Consider the following 15,874-nt stretch of genomic DNA (forward strand, 5'->3'; position numbering starts at 1 on the left):
ACGTCTTATGGCATAAAAAATAGGACGTTCACTTTGTACCAAAATGAACGTCCTAATAGTGGAGATGGGGGGAGACAGCACTGACACCACACGTGACCAGCACAAACAGGCTTACATGTGGTGGCGCGTGCAACCAGCGTGCGACTGTGCCATTCTCCTGGACGCGCGCTCAACAAGTTCCGCGGGTGAAACGCTGAGAACCGTCGAAGCCGAGTAAATGAGTTTTGCCGGGATATCACGCTCGCCGCTGATATAGCGATTAAGCGTAGTGCGATGCATTCCGATAAGATCGGCCAAACGAGAAATTGAGAAATTATGCGCGGCCGCTTCAGCGCGGATCTGGGAACCTAAAGCGTTATTGAATGCATGTGAGCCGTTTTCTAATGAGCGTTCCATGCGGTCACCTTATGTTCCCTAAATAGTCCTGAAACGCGACTACCAGCCAACGCGGTAAGTCAAGTTCACTTGCAATACTCCACGCGTCGCCCGCGTACATATCCTCTAGAACAGCGTAAACATCTCGATTGATCCACCGGCGTGCGACACGCTGATCAATATAACGCTCAGCGGAAGAGGCAGGCCCACATTCGCCGTCTCCCCTGCGCGCGTGGATCAGTTCGTGCGCCAACGTCGGCGCAGCGTAATGGTCCGGCAGGCGACTGTCCACCCAGATGGTGCGCTGGGCTGGTACCCATAGTCCGCGCGCACCGTGCAGGCGTGAGCGGCGCAGCGTGACCTTCTCACGCGATGCTTCTCGCACAACCTGATCCCACGATGGAACACTCACGCGCACGATCGTAACTGCAGGCACGTGCAGTTGGAGACCCTGTGACCGGTCCAGGGATATGCTATGACACCAGCCTACTGGTATCGTTTAGCGGCTTCTCGAATCTGATCAACGTACAGGTAAATATCTTCAATGGTGCCCAGTTCGTATTTGGTAAGCGACCTATCCTCTGCGACGAACACTAGATTCTTTCTCGCCTTGGAATTGAAGTAGCATCGAACGATTGGCCTACGGTTGTTATTGTCTGCCAGGACTGAGAAATAGGTTTTTTGATCGCGGTAAGTGATCCGGTCAGGTGAGAGTTCCGCGCACGCGATAGCTTTAACGACGCGATAAGCCGCAAGTTCCTCTTCAGTTGTCACGATCTCGGAATCTTCTACCGGCTCGCCTTCTTCTGCAGAATCGATAACTGCCGGTTCCGGCAGAGGGGCTGTCGGTGTGATAACGGGGGTTTCGCTGGCTCCTAGCGCTGTCTTCAGGCGATCATTGACGCGTTCGCTGAGGAATTGACGAAGAGCTTTGTCAACGAGTGGTTTGAATTTCTCGACGACACTCTGAGTGATTCGTCCTTCGTAGACTTTTGCAATGAAATACCTGGCGAATTCTTCTGACACTTCTTTAAATTCTGCTGCGACAGCTCGACGGATCGCGCCAAGGTATTTCAATTCTTCTGCAGCATCCATGACCGATGTGAGGTCGAAATTCGCTTTGGTGAGTTTTTTCAGCTCTGGTAGGACTGTTTCATCCAAGTCTGCTAGGTCAAGGACGAGGAAGGGGCGAGAATCCATCTTGTTGGGCGAGTCAAGGTCCGTGTAGAAGTTATAGACGCGCCCGTTGGTCAATACCGCGATCCTCGCTGTAGTGACGGCGAAATACCTGTACAGCTGGGAAGCGTGTTCAAGCGTCAGGGCACCTGAGCACTTCTTACATTCGATCAGGATTTGAACATCACCACTGTTGCGGATGGCGTAGTCGATCTTTTCGCCTTTTTTCACTCCGACATCGGCGGTGAATTCTGGAATGACTTCGGTGGGGTCAAAAACGTCATATCCGAGGACTGTGGAGATGAACGGCATGATGAAAGCGTTCTTGGTGCCTTCTTCTGTTTCGATCGATTCCCATTGCTTGTTTACTTTGTCTGACAGTGCTGTCAGTGCGTCTCCGAAATCCATTGCGGGCCTTCCGTTGGTTGTGAGTGTGGTTATGGGAGTTCTTGGGAGGCTTCTTGTTCGGCTTCTACGTCGCCTCGCTGCGCGTACACGCCGTAATCGTCAGGGTCAGGCGGTGGTGTCCCACCGTAAACCTCCCGAGGAAGCAAATACGGCATTGTTACAGGCTCTGTTGTTTGCGTGGCTCCCATTCGATTAAGTGCAAGCAGTTTGATCATCTCGTCAACCGCTGCGCGCTCACGGAGGGTAAGCAGCGACGCTTCTTTGGGAGGAGTGTAAGGCGCTTCGTCCTCCTGCAAGCTCAAGCCGACCCATTTCCCGACTTCGGATGGCCCTTTATGCAAAGCCTTGGCAAGCCTGCGGATAGTTGCTTCTTGGGGTGCTTTTCTCGTTCCCTGCACAATACGCCTGACTGTCTCAACGGACAGGCCAGCCTTACGTGCCAGCTGGTTTATCGAAGATACTCCCGCCTGGCTCATGGCTGTTTGCCACGGTTCGACTGCATATGTGCTCATAGGGGTAGGTTCCTAAAAATCGGTGCCTTCTACAACTATAAGAGTAGACGCACCGTCTACAAACTACATGAATGTAAGACCGGTACGCCGCCAAAACCCTAAGTTTAATTAGTTGCCATTGTAGACGGAACCGTCTACACTTTATCTATCAGCTACCCAGTCGATAGATAAACCGTCTACAGTAGGAGCCATCAGAAATGATCACCACACAACCAGAACGGGACCTCATCGTGGAACTAGTCAGCAAGGAAACATTCCGCCAGTTCCTTCGATTTCGCGAAATGAGCTATAGACAGCTCGCCAAAAAGGTTGGGTGCTCCAAAGCACTTATTGGGCATCTAGCGACAGGAGAGCGGAAGAGGACAGGAGGCGACATAGCCAAATCGATCTGCAAAAACCTGGACATCCCAGTTGACGCTCTTTTTTTGCCAGATATGTCTACCGTCTATGAGGCTACTAGTAGTTCTAGAAATCGATCAGCTACAGAGAAACACAACAAAAAAGCTTCCTGAACTGTCAGCAGCAGTCCAGGAAGCGAATCAGAAAGGAAAACACAATGAACCAGATAGTTCCCTTCACTTATGAGGGTACCAGTGTTCGCACTGTGACGACAGAGGACGGCAGGCCGCTTTTCTGCGGCAAGGATGTAGCGGTCGCACTCGGATACACGAACACGAAAGATGCTCTGGCGCGTCATTGCCGTGGGGTCGTGAAACGCTACCCCATCGTTGATTCGCTTGGACGCACGCAAGAAGCCCGCTTCATTACTGAAGGTGACCTCTACAGGCTCGTCTTCAACTCCAAACTCCCAACCGCCGAAAAATTCGAGGCATGGGTAGTCGACGACGTTCTTCCTGCGATCCGCAAGCATGGCGGCTACCTCACACCAGACAAGATCGAGGAAGCCCTCACTGACCCTGACACGATCATTCAGCTCGCACAAACCCTGAAGCGGGAGCAGGCGCGGCGCAAGGAACTCGAAGCCCAAGCCGAAAAGGACGCGCCGAAAGTCCTCTTTGCTGACACGGTCGCAACCGCCGAAACCAGTATCCTCGTCGGTCAGCTCGCAAAAATCCTGAACAACAACGGGATGAAAGTCGGCCAGAACCGCCTGTTCAAGGACCTGCGCGCCAGAGGCTACCTGTCACGCCGCCAGGGCTGCGACTGGAACATGCCAACCCAGAAAAGCCGCGACCTTGACCTGTTTGAGATCAAGGAGTCCACGCATTCGCAGCCTGACGGAACGGTGCGCATCACGAAAACCACGAAAGTCACGGGCAAAGGCCAGCTGTATTTCATTGACCACTACCTCAAGGACTGGGACAAGAAACTCCTCGAAGACGCTGAAAGGGCCGTGTCATGACTAGTCAAGAACTGCCAGCCGACCCGCGCGAGGCGTTCACACCCAGCCAGTACTACAGCATCACTGCCGTATGCAAGCGGCTGGGAGTAGGCCGCTGGACAGTCCAGACCGCGATCGACGAAAAACGCCTCCCAGCAGTGAAAGCCGGGAAGCGCGTCCGCATCAGAGGCAAGGAACTCAACCAATGGATCACACCATACGCGTAAAAAAAGTCCCCTCGCACGGCAATGCGAGAGGACCTAGATACACCAAGAAAGGCATACCAGCTATGACTAATCATACCAGCACCCACCCGCGTTTGTGGACTGTCCGCATTGCAGCGGTACTCCACGCCATTATCGCGATCACCGCGCTCCTCGCGCTCGCACGCATGGATAACACGCAGGTGCAGGCAGCAGCAGCCTACATGTGGGCATTCCTCGCCCTGCTGCTCGCGGTCGGCACATTCACCAGCGACAAGGAGGAGTGATGGGTTATATCGAGGTCCAGACCCCACCCGGCAGGGCGCACCGCACCGCGTGGCGAGGATGCGAACAGTCATGGGAAACACCGAACGTCACACCACCGGGCTACATGCGGATCACAAAAGCCGACCTCACCGACGGCCTCGACCACCCAGTCACCATCACAAAAACCACACCAAAAAAGAAGGACAGGAAATGAAACCCATCAAACCCCGGGACTTTCAGGAATTCTACAAGCAGATAGAAGACCTCGACCCGGCTATCTCCCAATTACTGGAGGCGCGGGACTTTAAGGCGATCAACGACTCGGAGACCTACGAGATTTTCCGCGCTTTCGCCATCGTGTGCGAGCACGCAGCCCTGGTCCACGACATTCTCATAAGCCGACTCATCGGAATAGCGTCATGCGAACTCGACCTGTACCCCGACCTACACCCCGACCTCAATTTCTGTAGCCAGGAGGACGAGCAGGACAAAACTGCTGACACGCTCGAGAAACGCATGAGGCGCACGTCCGACGCACTACTCACAGCCGCCAGAGCAATCGGCTGGGCACACATCCCCTCCGGCATGCCGGAGGTCGCGAAACAGTGGCAGTCGCTCCAGCGGCACATTAACAGCGCGCAAAACGCCTGCTCGAGCATGACTTTCCTGCTCATGAAGGAGGGCAACAAGTGATGGAAGCAGATACCAGTCTCTCGATCAAGGGCGACGGCGTAGCTATCGCGCCCGACATCTTCAGTAACGGCCTTGTCGTGTGGGCAAGCCAGAGCGCCACTCTCCCCATGTGGGAAGTCATCGACATTCCACTCGCACCATCGCAAATGCTCACCGTGGCCGCATGGCTAGTCGACATGGCAGAAACACAGGAGGCCAGCAGTGAGTGATTACGATGCGGTGGGCATCGTCGATCTCACCATCGCTATTCCTCGCGACCTACTGCAATGGCACATGGTCCTCGCACGCGAATACGACCGGACGCGGCCATCCTATCGCATCCAATTCGAGCGCCTCTGCGAATGCCAGATGGAAGTGTGCGAAATCGTGCAGAAAGCGTGGAAAAACGCTCAAAAGAAAACGCGCAGTAAAAAGCTCATCCGGCACGCAAAACACCCACGCAAACCCCGTCTTCCTGCCCGCGAAGGAGAGCGACAAGCGGCCTGCTACGACTGTGGGAATCCAATCAGCCCACACACAGCGCTCATCCACGAGCACTGCCTCAACAGCATTTTCAGGGAGAGGCGCACGCACTTACGCGAAAGTGGTCGCACCATCACGTTCAGGACCTTCCAGATCACAGTCCCTACGCCTGACCGTCACATTTTCTACAGGCGGCTCGACATGGCCGTCATGCCAGCGCTCCACAAAGCAGAACAAGAAGCCGGCGAGGACTGGCAGGTGCAGTTCTGCCTCCCCCTCTACGACACCACCACGGCGATCACATTCCGCGTGCTCGCCGCCCAGCAGAAAGGACGACACGCATCATGCGACACATACTCAAAATCGACGAAAAGTGGTTCGAGCGGATCTACACGGGACAGAAAACCAGCGAACTCCGATTCAACGACCGTGACTACCAGACCGGCGACACCATCATTTTCCGGCCAATCGACAGTGGCGGAAACGCAATCATCAAGCCCTACGATCTGCCGATCTACAAGATCACGCACGTACTGGACTCAAACCTATTCCCTCAAGGACTTCAGCCCGGCTACTGCATCCTCAGCATCGCACCACTCAAACAAATCAAGGAAGGGCAGGACAGATGACTGATCTTATTTTCAGTGAGGAAGCGCGCGTCCCGCTCCCCACGTGGGACAGCCTCAACATCCCACAAGCCACAGACGGGAACTATTACGTGTGGGACCAGTACGGCGCGAAATACAAGGTCACCAGCACCCCAAACATCATGAGATTCACAGAACTCCACGACGGGCAAGACCCGCTGGATTTTTCACTTGGGGCGATCATCGACAGTGGCATCCGCCTCTACACGCAGCCGCCCGCACGCAAGCAAACCCGCGTAGGCGACACGCTCAAAACCACTGAGGACTTCCAGACAGCGCCCATCGGCACAGTCATCATCAACCCCCAAGGCCACGTGTGGCAAAAGCACTACTACGGGTGGGACACCTGCACTCAGCATTTCGCCGGAATACACGGAGACGAAGACTTCACCAACCCCGAACAAATCGACAAATACAAATACCCAGGCGTCCCACCCTGGACAGTCATCCACGCAGGAAAAACCGAAAGCTACGAACAGGAGAAAACCGAATGATCGGAGACAACGAGAAGAAACACTTAGATGCCAGCAGCAACTCGTACAAGCATCTAGTCGAAGCGCGGAAAATACTCGCACTCAACATCCCGCGCGACGACGCGGAGCTGCAAACGATATATAAGAACGCGATTGCCTACATCTGGGCAGCAGAAAACGAAACAGGAAAAATAATCAACCTCATCGGGTACCGGCAGGCAGAGGAGGCCGAAAAGTGAACTACCAGATCGACCTCGTGCTACAGAAAATGGCGACTGTCGAAGCAGCCGTCAAAAACCTACGCGAAACACTCGACGAATACACGCACGAGCACATCACAAACATTTACGAGCAGATAGCTGACACAGACGACGAATTCGCCAAATTCAAAGAAGAAATCCGCGACATCGCAAACGCAGTAAGGAACCTGAAATGACCACCATGACGCTCGCCCAAACCGCCAGCCGAATCCAAACAATCAACAAGCAAATCAGCCAGCTGACCGACGAGAAGCACCAGTTGGAAGACCACGTGCGCACGCTCATTCCCGAAGGTGAAACGCGTGAGGAAGACGGATACACGATCACCGTGAGGGCGGGCGCTCGCAGGCTTGACACTAAGAAACTCGCAGCCGCCTACCCGGCCACGCGGAACCCCGAGTACTACAAGCCCACCATCGACATTGCGGCCGTCAAACGCATGATCCCCACAATCGTCCTTGAACAGGACGGCTTTTACACGGTGAGCACGCCAGGAGTCACCATCAAATGAGCAAGGCACCCATCACAGGCCGCCTGCCCTCGTGGAGCCAGCCCACAGGCGTCACTCCCGAGCAGGCGCAAGCCGACGCCGAACAGGTGATCGTGCACGCGATCACGCACCACCCCCGGTCCTTGCAGAAAACGATCGGACCCAGTGAGATCGGCACCCCGTGCGATCACTGCCTGGCAGCACGCCTCGCCGGGTGGGAGCAGCACGACGCGGGCGTCCCGTGGGTAACCACAGTGGGCACGGCGATGCACTTGTGGCTTGAAGACGCGTTCAACAGGGCTGAGTGGGACAGGCCAGAATACGCCAGTCCAGACGCACTGCAGCGGTATCTAACCGAGCAGAAAATCACGGTCGGCACCATCGCGGGCACGCCCATCACAGGCAGCACCGACCTCGTCGACCTTGAGGCGGGCATGGTCATCGACTGGAAAAACGTGTCCACCACCTCCTTGCGCAAGTACCGGCACGACGGGCCACCCGCCGTGTACCAGACGCAAGCACACCTGTACGCACACGGGTGGAACCAGGCAGGCATACCGATCAGCACGGTCGCGATCTGCTTCCTGCCCCGCACATCCAACAAGTGGAGCGACCACTACTGGTGGACCGCCCCATACGACCAGCAGGCAGCCGTCAGCGCGCTCGAGCGTGCCAACCGGTTCGCCACGCAGATCACCACGCTACGCAGCCTCACCGGGAACGCGGGCGTGGACCAGTGGATCAGTGGCCTGCCCAGGATGGACGACTGTTATTCGTGCAGCCGCTACCCCGACTGGCAGCCACCACACCAAACGGTCGGTGGAATCACCATCGACCTGCCAACCAACAACAAGAAGGAGAAAGCATCATGATTGACTACACGCTTATTGACGAGGGCCTGAAAACCGGCAGCAAAAGCGCGTTCAGTAAGGACGACATGCCGGGCAAAACAGTGACCGGCACCATCACCGATCTGGACTACAGGCAGACCACCGACTACACGACCGGCAAGCCAGCCGAATTCGAAGACGGCAGCCCGAAAATGCAGTTCGTCATCACCATCCAAACCAGTGAACAGGTGGACGCGGACGATGACGGGCAGCGCGCCGTTTACATTCCAGCGTGGGGCAATAAGAAGCGCGCCCTCCTGGACGCGATGCGCACCTACGGTTCTACGAAAGCCAGTGAAGCCCTCGCACTGGGCAACACGTTCACCGCGACCTTCCTGGAAGAGAAAAAGCAGTTCGGCAGGGATGGCCGCTCCTCGTACCACGAGAAGATGTTCTCCTACCAGATCGCTAAGGGCGACGTGGCTGGGATGGACAAGGCATTGCAGGAACAAGCCGCGCCACCAGCACCAACACCAGCACCAGCCGCTTCGGCGGGGCAGGCGGCCAGTCAGGGTGAGCAGATCACCACGCTGATTCAGGCAGGCCTCGACGACCAGGCAATCGCAAGCGCCCTCCAAATCGACCAGAGCATGGTCGCCATCATCCGCAACACCATCAAATAACCCACTAGCAGCCCGGCCAGCAGCCACACCGCGTGCAAGGCGCGGGCGGGCACCAAACCACACAGTCAAGCCAAACAAGGAAAGGAGCACGCCCCATGTGGCAGCCCATCACCAAGCAGGACATTAAGGAAGATGACATGCTCCGCATTCACACGAAGAATTTCCCCTCCAGCCCAGTCTGGACGTGGCAAGGAACAGCCGTCCACGACCGTGACCTGCTCCTCGACGTCGGCCACCAACTCGTCTCACCACCCAAGTGGACTGTCACGCTCATCGAGCGCGAAACACCCGACCCAGACCCAACCCCAGATCAGCCTGCACTCTTCACGGAACCACACCAATGAACCCGATCCTCGCCCACGCACACGAATGCCTCGCTAATGGCATCAGTATCATCCCCATCCTGCCCGCCACAGACAAGGGCGATAAGCGGCCAGCCGTCGCGTGGAAACCCTACACGCACCACCGCGCCACACTCACGCAGGCCGACCAATGGTTTACCGGCGAGCAGCACGGTATTGCCGTCATCTGCGGGGCAGTGTCCGGCAACCTCACCATGATCGAACTCGAAGGCCGCGCCATGGGCAAACTCGGCGAGCTCGCCACCAACATGCAAGGCAGCGGCCTCAGCGGCCTGTGGCAAACCATCCTCACCGGGTGGAGCGAAAATACGCCATCAGGGGGAATGCACTTCTACATCCGCACCAGTGAGCCATCTGAGCCCAACCGCAAACTCGCCATGAACAATAAGCGGGAAGTCCTCGCAGAAACACGTGGGGAAGGCGGGTACAGCGTCACCAGCCCAACACCCGGCCAATACCACCACACCGGCATCCCCTGGAAACGCATCACCGGCGGACCGCAGTCGATCCCCACACTCACCAGCGAGCAGGTCGAAGACCTCTACGCGATCATCACAGCCACCCTCAACGAATACCACCCCGCCGAACACACCACGCCACCCGCCACCACGACTGACCGTGAGGGCGACAGGCCAGGCGACCACTACGAAAACACCACCACGTGGAGTGATATTCTCACGCCCCACGGCTGGACCGCAGTGTTCACCCAGGGCCGCACAACCTATTGGCGCAGGCCAGGCAAAAAAACTGGCATATCCGCCACCACCGGGCACAACACCGACAGGGACAGGCTCTACGTGTTCACCACCAGCACAGAATTCCTGCCAGAAACCCCCTACACCAAATTCGCCGCCTACGCGCTCCTCAACCATGGTGGCGACTACCAAGCCGCTGCGCGCCAACTCGCCCGCGACGGCTACGGCACACACGACCACGAGGGCGACATCATTATCGACCTGCCCCTCACACCACTCACACCAAGCGAGGAACACGACAACAAAGACGATAAAGCGGACACGAATCCAGACACCACGCCACAACACGAAAACAGCGAGGGCGACGAGGACGACCTGCCGCCCACCTGGCAACCCACCAACCTCACCCCATACCTCGACGGCACCTACACCCCCCCAGTCCCCACGCTCTTCACACGCACCGACAACGTAGCCCTCCTCTACCCCGGCCTCGTCCACGACATCCACGGCGAATCAGAATCAGGCAAAAGCCTCATCATCCAAACCGAAACCGCCCGCCAACTCCAAGCCGGGAACAACGTCGCCTACATCGACTACGAAAGCGACGCAGGCCAAATCATCGAACGCCTCACCCTCATGGGCTGCACCACCAAACAAATCCAAAACGGCCTCACCTACATCAGGCCAGAACAATCCCCCTACACCACGCGCGAACAACACGCATTCCGCACACTCCTCACACACACATACACACTCGCCATCATCGACGGCGTCACAGACGCACTCACACAAGAAGGCGCAGCCAGCAAAGACAACGACGACATCGCCCGATGGCACCGCCACATCCCACGCACCATCGCACGACACACCGGCGCAGCCGTCATCCTCATCGACCACGTCACCAAAAACACCGACACGAGAGGGCGCTTCGCCATCGGCGGCCAAACCAAAATGGCCGCCATCGACGGAGCCTCATACCTCGCAGAAGTCATCCACCCCCTCGGGCGAGGAATGAAAGGCACCATCACACTACGCGTCGCCAAAGACAGGCCAGGCAGCATCCGACCAAAATCCGGCACCTACCGCCCCTCAGACCGCACCCAGGAAGCAGCCCGCATCACCATCGACAGCACCAACCCCAACAAAATCATCACCACCATCAACCCACCAGACACCACCCAAGAAAACACGAGCATAAAAGAATTCCGCCCCATTCACCTCATGGAAAAACTCTCCCGAATAATCGAAAGATACAAGACACCAATTTCAATAACCGAACTCAAAAAAATCTACCGAGAAGACGGAGGAAAAGCAAAAAATGAAACAATACTTGGAGCGGTCAATTACCTTCTCGAAAAGAATTATCTAATTGAAAAAGAGGGTCCAAGGAATTCACGATTACTACGCTCAGCACACGCTTACAGGGCTGAAAGCGACGGCATCCCGGTCGGTGGAAGGGCACGCCTCCACGTTGTCGATGGGGGTCAGGAATGAGTTATCCACAGGCGGATCTGCAGGACAAAACGACCCGTCCCCACCCGTCCCCGACCCGTCCCGGGATGGGTCGTGAGTCGTCCCCCCACCACCCCACCCCCTTACAGGGGGTGGGTACGGGGACGAGTGGCCCGCGGACGAGTGACCCGTCCCCAAAAACAAACCGCCACTCGCATCCCGCTTCCCAACCCAGCCACCAGCCCGCCGCCGCGCAGCGTGATATGATCATGGCAACACCGACCGGCAGCGTGGAGGTCGAAGATAAAAAACACCCGCTGAATTCAAATAACTGGTTTACCCCGCAGCCATACACATATCAAACAATCGGCGCGGTGCGAGCAGCATTCCAAAACCACACATTAATTGCCGACGAACCCGGCCTCGGAAAAACAATCCAAGCTCTTTTAATTGCGGCAATAATAAAACCGCGCCGAATTCTTATTATCTGCCCTCCCAGCCTTATTAGTAACTGGGAAAACGAAACACGGCGAAGCGGCATCGCAGAGCACACGCCAGCCAGCACAATCACCACCATCACCAGCAGCACGCGCACACCACGCCGCCTGCCCGCCGGTGGGATTGTGATCACCAGTGACACGCTCGCCACCAGCCGCACACCACTCGCCCGCCTCCTAGCGGCCTGGCAGCCCGGCCTCCTCATTTACGACGAGGCGCACCGGGCGAAAAACGTGCGAGCCAAACGCACTCGCACCATGCTCCACCTCGCCCGGAAAGCCAGAAAAACTGTTTGCCTGACTGGTACGCCCATTGTCTCCAGCCCGCTCGACGTGCTCCCACTGCTCACCATGCTCGACAAAACCAGCTATTTTCCCGCCAATTTCAAAACGTATTACACGCGGGAAAACTACTGGGGCACGCCAGAACCCATCCCCGAGCGCATGCCAGACCTCCACCGCAGGCTCAACGACCACGTGTGGAGCAGGCGCACCAAAAAAGGCGTCCTGTCCGACCTGCCGCCCAAAACGCGCTACACGCAGCTCGTCGACATTCCCGACACGCAACGCGCCAAAGCATTCAGCGACGTGGCGGCAAAACTCAAGCGCAAAGGCTACACGCAAGCCGAATTGCAAGACCATGCGAAAGAGTTTGTCTCACAGATGCGGCACGCTACCGGGATGCTCAAAATCGACCCAGCCGCAGACTGGATCACCACACACGTTGAGGGGACTGGCCGCCCGCTCATCGTATGGTGCATCCACACAGAAGTCATCCACCAACTAGCCGACAAACTCACCCACACGCTGCCGCACGCCACAGTGCGCACCTACTACGGGGCAACCAGCAAGGCCGAACGCGACGCCACCGTGACCGCCTTTCAGGCGGGCAAGATAGACGTGCTCATCGCACAAATCACCGCAGCGGGAGTCGGCCTCACCCTCACGCGCGCCCAGGACGCCCTCTTCGTGGAAACCGAATGGACACCCGCCCTCGTCACCCAAGCCGAAGACCGCATCCACCGCATCACACAAGCCAGCCCCGTCACCATCACCACACTGATCGCCCCCGGCACGCTCGACCCCATCATCCACAAGGTGCTCACCACGAAAGCCGCCACGCTCGACCAGCTCACCCCCGGCAGTGATCACCACGTCGAAGCGAGCATCCACACCGAGGGGGCGAGCGTGACCAGACTGCTCGCTGAAATAGGACGCGACATTATCAACACGAAAGGACACCACCAGTGACACGCACCAACAGGAGCGCACGCCAAGCAGGAGCACGCTTCGAACGCACCATCGCCAACTACCTCGCCCAGCAGGTAGACGACCGGATCGACCGGAAAGTGCGCACCGGAGCGCGCGACACAGGCGACATCACGGGAGTGCGGCACATGGGCAGGCGCATCACCATCGAAACCAAAGACTACGGAGGCCGCCTCTTGCCCGCCCAATGGACCAGTGAGGCGCACACCGAGATGGGGAATGATGACGCGCTCGCGGGGATCGTCGTGGCGAAGCGGCGCGCAGTCACGGACCCCGGTTCACAGTGGGTGCTCATGACGCTCAATGACCTGGTCGCACTGCTGACGGGCAGTAGGCCGGACACAGACCTGTGAAATCTCTCCACAAGAAATCCAAGAACCAGCAATCGCAACGAACGGAATAGACATGTTTAAAATCGAAGACCTCGGCGGAACAAGCGAACAGTACTTTGAAACAGAAGGCAAGCAGGCCGCACTGTTCGATCTTTACCCACAGAACAATGGGGCAGCGCAAGTCCTGTTTGAACTGGAGGACTACCCGGCGTGCGGCGATAGTTCCAGACTGCGAGTAGCCATAAGATTCGCCGACTCATTTTGCATCGAGCTCATCCCATATGAAAACGCTGGGGACAGCGTTTGTTTCGAGCTAAAAGCCGGCGGGGATATGGAAATCGTAGCTATGCAGGAAGTTTTTACAAGCCTCGCAAAAGCATTCGAGAGATTTATTGGTGAATACAAGATCATCTATTGATAGCCGAAAAACACAGATCAACCTGCAAGAATTAAAACCAACTCGAAAGGAACGCGACGGTGGACGCGACAACAACAGCAACCAGGCGCAAAACCAGCAAAGCCATAGGCGAGCTATCCGACATAGCCGCATGGCTCCCGCTGCTCACCGCGCGGTCCACCATCGTGTACGGAGCCAGATCAGCAAAGATCACGCCTGCCAGGTGCGCCAGGCATGACGGCCTGCCCTTCGGGCTAGACCACAGGATTGATCAGACTGATGATGGGTGGCCGGGTATCAGGACGCACGTTGGAGCCTTGGAAATCCTCGCCTCGTATGCTCGTGCGATTGCCAGTGAGCGCGGCACACACACCACGAACAGTCCGATTGCTGATTTGCAGCGTGACATTCCCTGGGCAGCAGACCACTATGCGGATGTGGATGCGGTGCTGACTGAGATTCACATGATCCACAATCACGTGGCGCGGCTCACTGGCCATGCGCCCACGCTGGTCGGCACGTGTGAGTGCGGTGGCCGGATCTTCCGGTACCCCACGCGCAGGGGCCTGACGGACCAGTCGTGGTGCAACACGTGCGACCGCCTCTATCTCACCCAAGGCGAGGCTGTCAGAGTCAGGCTCCAGCACGTCACCAGCCTAGACGTGTATGTGACGCGGCAGGATCTCAAGATTATCTGGCCCACCCTCACAGACAACCAGATCGACCTGTGGGTGCATAGGAGCATCGTTGAACCTAGGGCGGGGCGGCCGAAAACCTACCCGCTCGCCGCCGTCAACACGCGCATGAAAACTATTCAAATGCCTGATTGTTTGATAAAGTGAAAGATGAAATCGGGACGCAGTGCGCCCAAAAACCATTAGCGGGGCTGTGAAACGCAGTATGGTTACATCACGCACCGGCACATCCAAGTGGAAGCGCGTCGCAGCGCAAGCCAAACGACAAGCCCAAGCAGCAGGAATCACACACTGCCCACGCTGCCACGCGGTCCTCGACTATGCTCACGGTCGCACACCAGTGAGCGCCGAGGCTGATCATATTGTTCCTCACGCGCTGGGCGGCAAAGACACGATCGAGAACGTTCAAGTGCTTTGTCGTCGTTGTAATCAATCGAAAGGCGCTGGGCGTGTTGCGAAGTCGAGCCGGGCGCGCAGGGTTCGAGCGAAGAGAATTCGCATTGAAAGTTCTGTTCGCAGTTCGCAGTGGTGAAAGGCCGCTCGCGGCGCGGTGGCGAGTGTTAACGTAGGGGTTGTTTGTGGTTGAGACCGGGGGGATGCCCCCTGGGGTGCGCCCGGCGCTCCCCAAGGCGTATAGCGAAATATCTCCCCGACGTTTTTCCACCTTCCCGCGGAATATCCCCGTGAGCGTGTCTGGCGGGCTGTGTGAGCGCCTTTCAGGCTGGTTGGGTTGTTTTCTTGGTTTCCGCATGGTCGTCGTGTTTGTGGTGTCCGGCTTTTTGAGTTTCCGGACAAACTGCAGGTGAACGGGTGTTTCGTGGTAGAATAGTGGCATGGAACGCAGGTGTGAGTGGTGCGGGAAACCGCTCAAAGTGAAGGCGACTGGCAGGCCGAAGCGGTTCTGTTGGGACAGGTGCCGTAAGGCGGCATCTCGCGCCACTTTTCCTGCGCTTATGACGTCACGCACGTCGTGGGTGCGGTGCGATGGTAAAAGGCCGATCATGCCTGGTGGGTGTCCGGCTTCGTCAACCCGTCCGGACACGTGGAGCACGTATGCGGATGTTCAGTGTGGCGCGGGTGATGGGTTTGGCATCATGCTGGGCGGCGGGTTGGCGTGTTTTGATTTAGATCATGTGACGGACGAGCAGGCACGCAGCTTTATCGAGTCGGTGAGTTTACCGGTTGTGTTTGTTGAGCGTTCCGTGTCGGGAAATGGTGTTCATGTGTTCGTGGAGGCTGGTGAGCAGGCTGGCAGTCGGCGTGTGGTTGATGGTGTCAGTGTTGAGTTTTATTCGCGGCAGCGGTTTATTCGCGTGACAGGCAGACGATTCACATAAGCAACAAGGGTGGTGGT

General features: G+C 57.1%; 25 protein-coding genes. 21 read left to right on the forward strand and 4 right to left on the reverse strand.

Annotated elements, in window-relative coordinates:
* Positions 1–111: 111 nt before the first annotated feature.
* From BN3002_RS10665 to BN3002_RS00425, 4 genes are all read right to left on the reverse strand, one after another.
* Positions 112–396 carry a helix-turn-helix domain-containing protein gene (locus tag BN3002_RS10665; RefSeq protein WP_074026128.1) on the reverse strand — a complete coding sequence of 95 codons (285 nt, stop codon included), beginning with the start codon at positions 394–396 and terminating at the stop codon, positions 112–114.
* 4 nt (positions 397–400) lie between these two features.
* Positions 401–787 carry a hypothetical protein gene (locus BN3002_RS00415; protein ID WP_154955675.1) on the reverse strand — a complete coding sequence of 129 codons (387 nt, stop codon included), beginning with the start codon at positions 785–787 and terminating at the stop codon, positions 401–403.
* A gap of 74 nt (positions 788–861) precedes the next feature.
* Positions 862–1,959, reverse strand: coding sequence for a type I restriction endonuclease (locus tag BN3002_RS00420; RefSeq protein WP_058236089.1), 1,098 nt, complete (start codon positions 1,957–1,959; stop codon positions 862–864).
* A 29-nt stretch (positions 1,960–1,988) separates the two neighbouring features.
* Positions 1,989–2,471 (reverse strand): helix-turn-helix domain-containing protein, encoded by a 483-nt coding sequence (locus tag BN3002_RS00425; protein ID WP_058236090.1) that lies wholly within the window; start codon positions 2,469–2,471, stop codon positions 1,989–1,991.
* 556 nt (positions 2,472–3,027) lie between these two features.
* Here BN3002_RS00425 and BN3002_RS00435 point away from each other — a divergent pair.
* The 21 genes from BN3002_RS00435 (at position 3,028) to BN3002_RS00540 (ending at position 15,857) form a co-directional block, all read left to right on the forward strand.
* Positions 3,028–3,834: a phage antirepressor KilAC domain-containing protein gene (locus tag BN3002_RS00435; RefSeq protein ID WP_058236092.1), complete on the forward strand. Its 807-nt coding sequence runs from the start codon at positions 3,028–3,030 to the stop codon at positions 3,832–3,834.
* Complete coding sequence (locus BN3002_RS00440) at positions 3,831–4,040, forward strand: helix-turn-helix domain-containing protein (protein ID WP_058236093.1); 210 nt, start codon at positions 3,831–3,833, stop codon at positions 4,038–4,040. The genes BN3002_RS00435 and BN3002_RS00440 overlap by 4 nt, the downstream gene beginning before the upstream one ends.
* Positions 4,041–4,102: 62 nt before the next feature.
* Positions 4,103–4,303: a hypothetical protein gene (locus BN3002_RS00445; RefSeq protein WP_058236094.1), complete on the forward strand. Its 201-nt coding sequence runs from the start codon at positions 4,103–4,105 to the stop codon at positions 4,301–4,303.
* Positions 4,303–4,497, forward strand: a complete 195-nt coding sequence (locus BN3002_RS00450) for a hypothetical protein (RefSeq protein ID WP_058236095.1) — start codon at positions 4,303–4,305, stop codon at positions 4,495–4,497. Before BN3002_RS00445 ends, BN3002_RS00450 begins: the two co-directional genes overlap by 1 nt.
* Positions 4,494–4,976 (forward strand): hypothetical protein, encoded by a 483-nt coding sequence (locus tag BN3002_RS00455; protein WP_058236096.1) that lies wholly within the window; start codon positions 4,494–4,496, stop codon positions 4,974–4,976. Before BN3002_RS00450 ends, BN3002_RS00455 begins: the two co-directional genes overlap by 4 nt.
* A complete protein-coding gene (locus tag BN3002_RS00460; protein ID WP_154955676.1) occupies positions 4,973–5,185 on the forward strand; it encodes a hypothetical protein in 213 nt (70 codons plus the stop codon). The genes BN3002_RS00455 and BN3002_RS00460 overlap by 4 nt, the downstream gene beginning before the upstream one ends.
* Positions 5,186–5,782: 597 nt before the next feature.
* Positions 5,783–6,067: a DUF3850 domain-containing protein gene (locus tag BN3002_RS00475; protein WP_058236100.1), complete on the forward strand. Its 285-nt coding sequence runs from the start codon at positions 5,783–5,785 to the stop codon at positions 6,065–6,067.
* The gene (locus BN3002_RS00480) at positions 6,064–6,579 is read left to right on the forward strand and encodes a hypothetical protein (RefSeq protein ID WP_058236101.1); all 516 of its coding nucleotides are present in this window, start codon (positions 6,064–6,066) and stop codon (positions 6,577–6,579) included. The genes BN3002_RS00475 and BN3002_RS00480 overlap by 4 nt, the downstream gene beginning before the upstream one ends.
* A complete protein-coding gene (locus BN3002_RS00485; protein ID WP_058236102.1) occupies positions 6,576–6,797 on the forward strand; it encodes a hypothetical protein in 222 nt (73 codons plus the stop codon). Before BN3002_RS00480 ends, BN3002_RS00485 begins: the two co-directional genes overlap by 4 nt.
* Positions 6,794–6,994, forward strand: coding sequence for a hypothetical protein (locus BN3002_RS00490; RefSeq protein WP_058236103.1), 201 nt, complete (start codon positions 6,794–6,796; stop codon positions 6,992–6,994). Before BN3002_RS00485 ends, BN3002_RS00490 begins: the two co-directional genes overlap by 4 nt.
* Positions 6,991–7,329 (forward strand): hypothetical protein, encoded by a 339-nt coding sequence (locus BN3002_RS00495; protein WP_058236104.1) that lies wholly within the window; start codon positions 6,991–6,993, stop codon positions 7,327–7,329. Before BN3002_RS00490 ends, BN3002_RS00495 begins: the two co-directional genes overlap by 4 nt.
* Positions 7,326–8,180, forward strand: a complete 855-nt coding sequence (locus BN3002_RS00500; RefSeq protein ID WP_058236105.1) for a hypothetical protein — start codon at positions 7,326–7,328, stop codon at positions 8,178–8,180. Before BN3002_RS00495 ends, BN3002_RS00500 begins: the two co-directional genes overlap by 4 nt.
* Complete coding sequence (locus BN3002_RS00505) at positions 8,177–8,821, forward strand: hypothetical protein (protein ID WP_058236106.1); 645 nt, start codon at positions 8,177–8,179, stop codon at positions 8,819–8,821. Before BN3002_RS00500 ends, BN3002_RS00505 begins: the two co-directional genes overlap by 4 nt.
* 95 nt (positions 8,822–8,916) lie before the next feature.
* Positions 8,917–9,165: a hypothetical protein gene (locus BN3002_RS00510; protein ID WP_058236107.1), complete on the forward strand. Its 249-nt coding sequence runs from the start codon at positions 8,917–8,919 to the stop codon at positions 9,163–9,165.
* Positions 9,162–11,372 (forward strand): hypothetical protein, encoded by a 2,211-nt coding sequence (locus BN3002_RS00515; protein ID WP_058236108.1) that lies wholly within the window; start codon positions 9,162–9,164, stop codon positions 11,370–11,372. Before BN3002_RS00510 ends, BN3002_RS00515 begins: the two co-directional genes overlap by 4 nt.
* A gap of 227 nt (positions 11,373–11,599) precedes the next feature.
* Positions 11,600–13,078 (forward strand): DEAD/DEAH box helicase, encoded by a 1,479-nt coding sequence (locus tag BN3002_RS00520; protein WP_257525350.1) that lies wholly within the window; start codon positions 11,600–11,602, stop codon positions 13,076–13,078.
* Entirely contained in the window at positions 13,075–13,449 is a 375-nt protein-coding gene (locus BN3002_RS00525) for a hypothetical protein (protein WP_058236110.1), read from the forward strand. Before BN3002_RS00520 ends, BN3002_RS00525 begins: the two co-directional genes overlap by 4 nt.
* A gap of 52 nt (positions 13,450–13,501) precedes the next feature.
* Positions 13,502–13,846 (forward strand): hypothetical protein, encoded by a 345-nt coding sequence (locus BN3002_RS00530; RefSeq protein WP_058236111.1) that lies wholly within the window; start codon positions 13,502–13,504, stop codon positions 13,844–13,846.
* Positions 13,847–13,905: 59 nt separating this feature from the next.
* The gene (locus BN3002_RS00535; protein ID WP_058236112.1) at positions 13,906–14,667 is read left to right on the forward strand and encodes a hypothetical protein; all 762 of its coding nucleotides are present in this window, start codon (positions 13,906–13,908) and stop codon (positions 14,665–14,667) included.
* A 58-nt stretch (positions 14,668–14,725) separates the two neighbouring features.
* Complete coding sequence (locus BN3002_RS11460) at positions 14,726–15,052, forward strand: HNH endonuclease (protein WP_074026129.1); 327 nt, start codon at positions 14,726–14,728, stop codon at positions 15,050–15,052.
* Between the two features lie 469 nt (positions 15,053–15,521).
* A complete protein-coding gene (locus tag BN3002_RS00540; RefSeq protein ID WP_157843492.1) occupies positions 15,522–15,857 on the forward strand; it encodes a hypothetical protein in 336 nt (111 codons plus the stop codon).
* Positions 15,858–15,874 lie beyond the last annotated feature (17 nt).

The organism is Actinomyces ihuae, assembly GCF_001457875.1.
GTDB classification, from domain to species: domain Bacteria; phylum Actinomycetota; class Actinomycetes; order Actinomycetales; family Actinomycetaceae; genus Pauljensenia; species Pauljensenia radingae_A.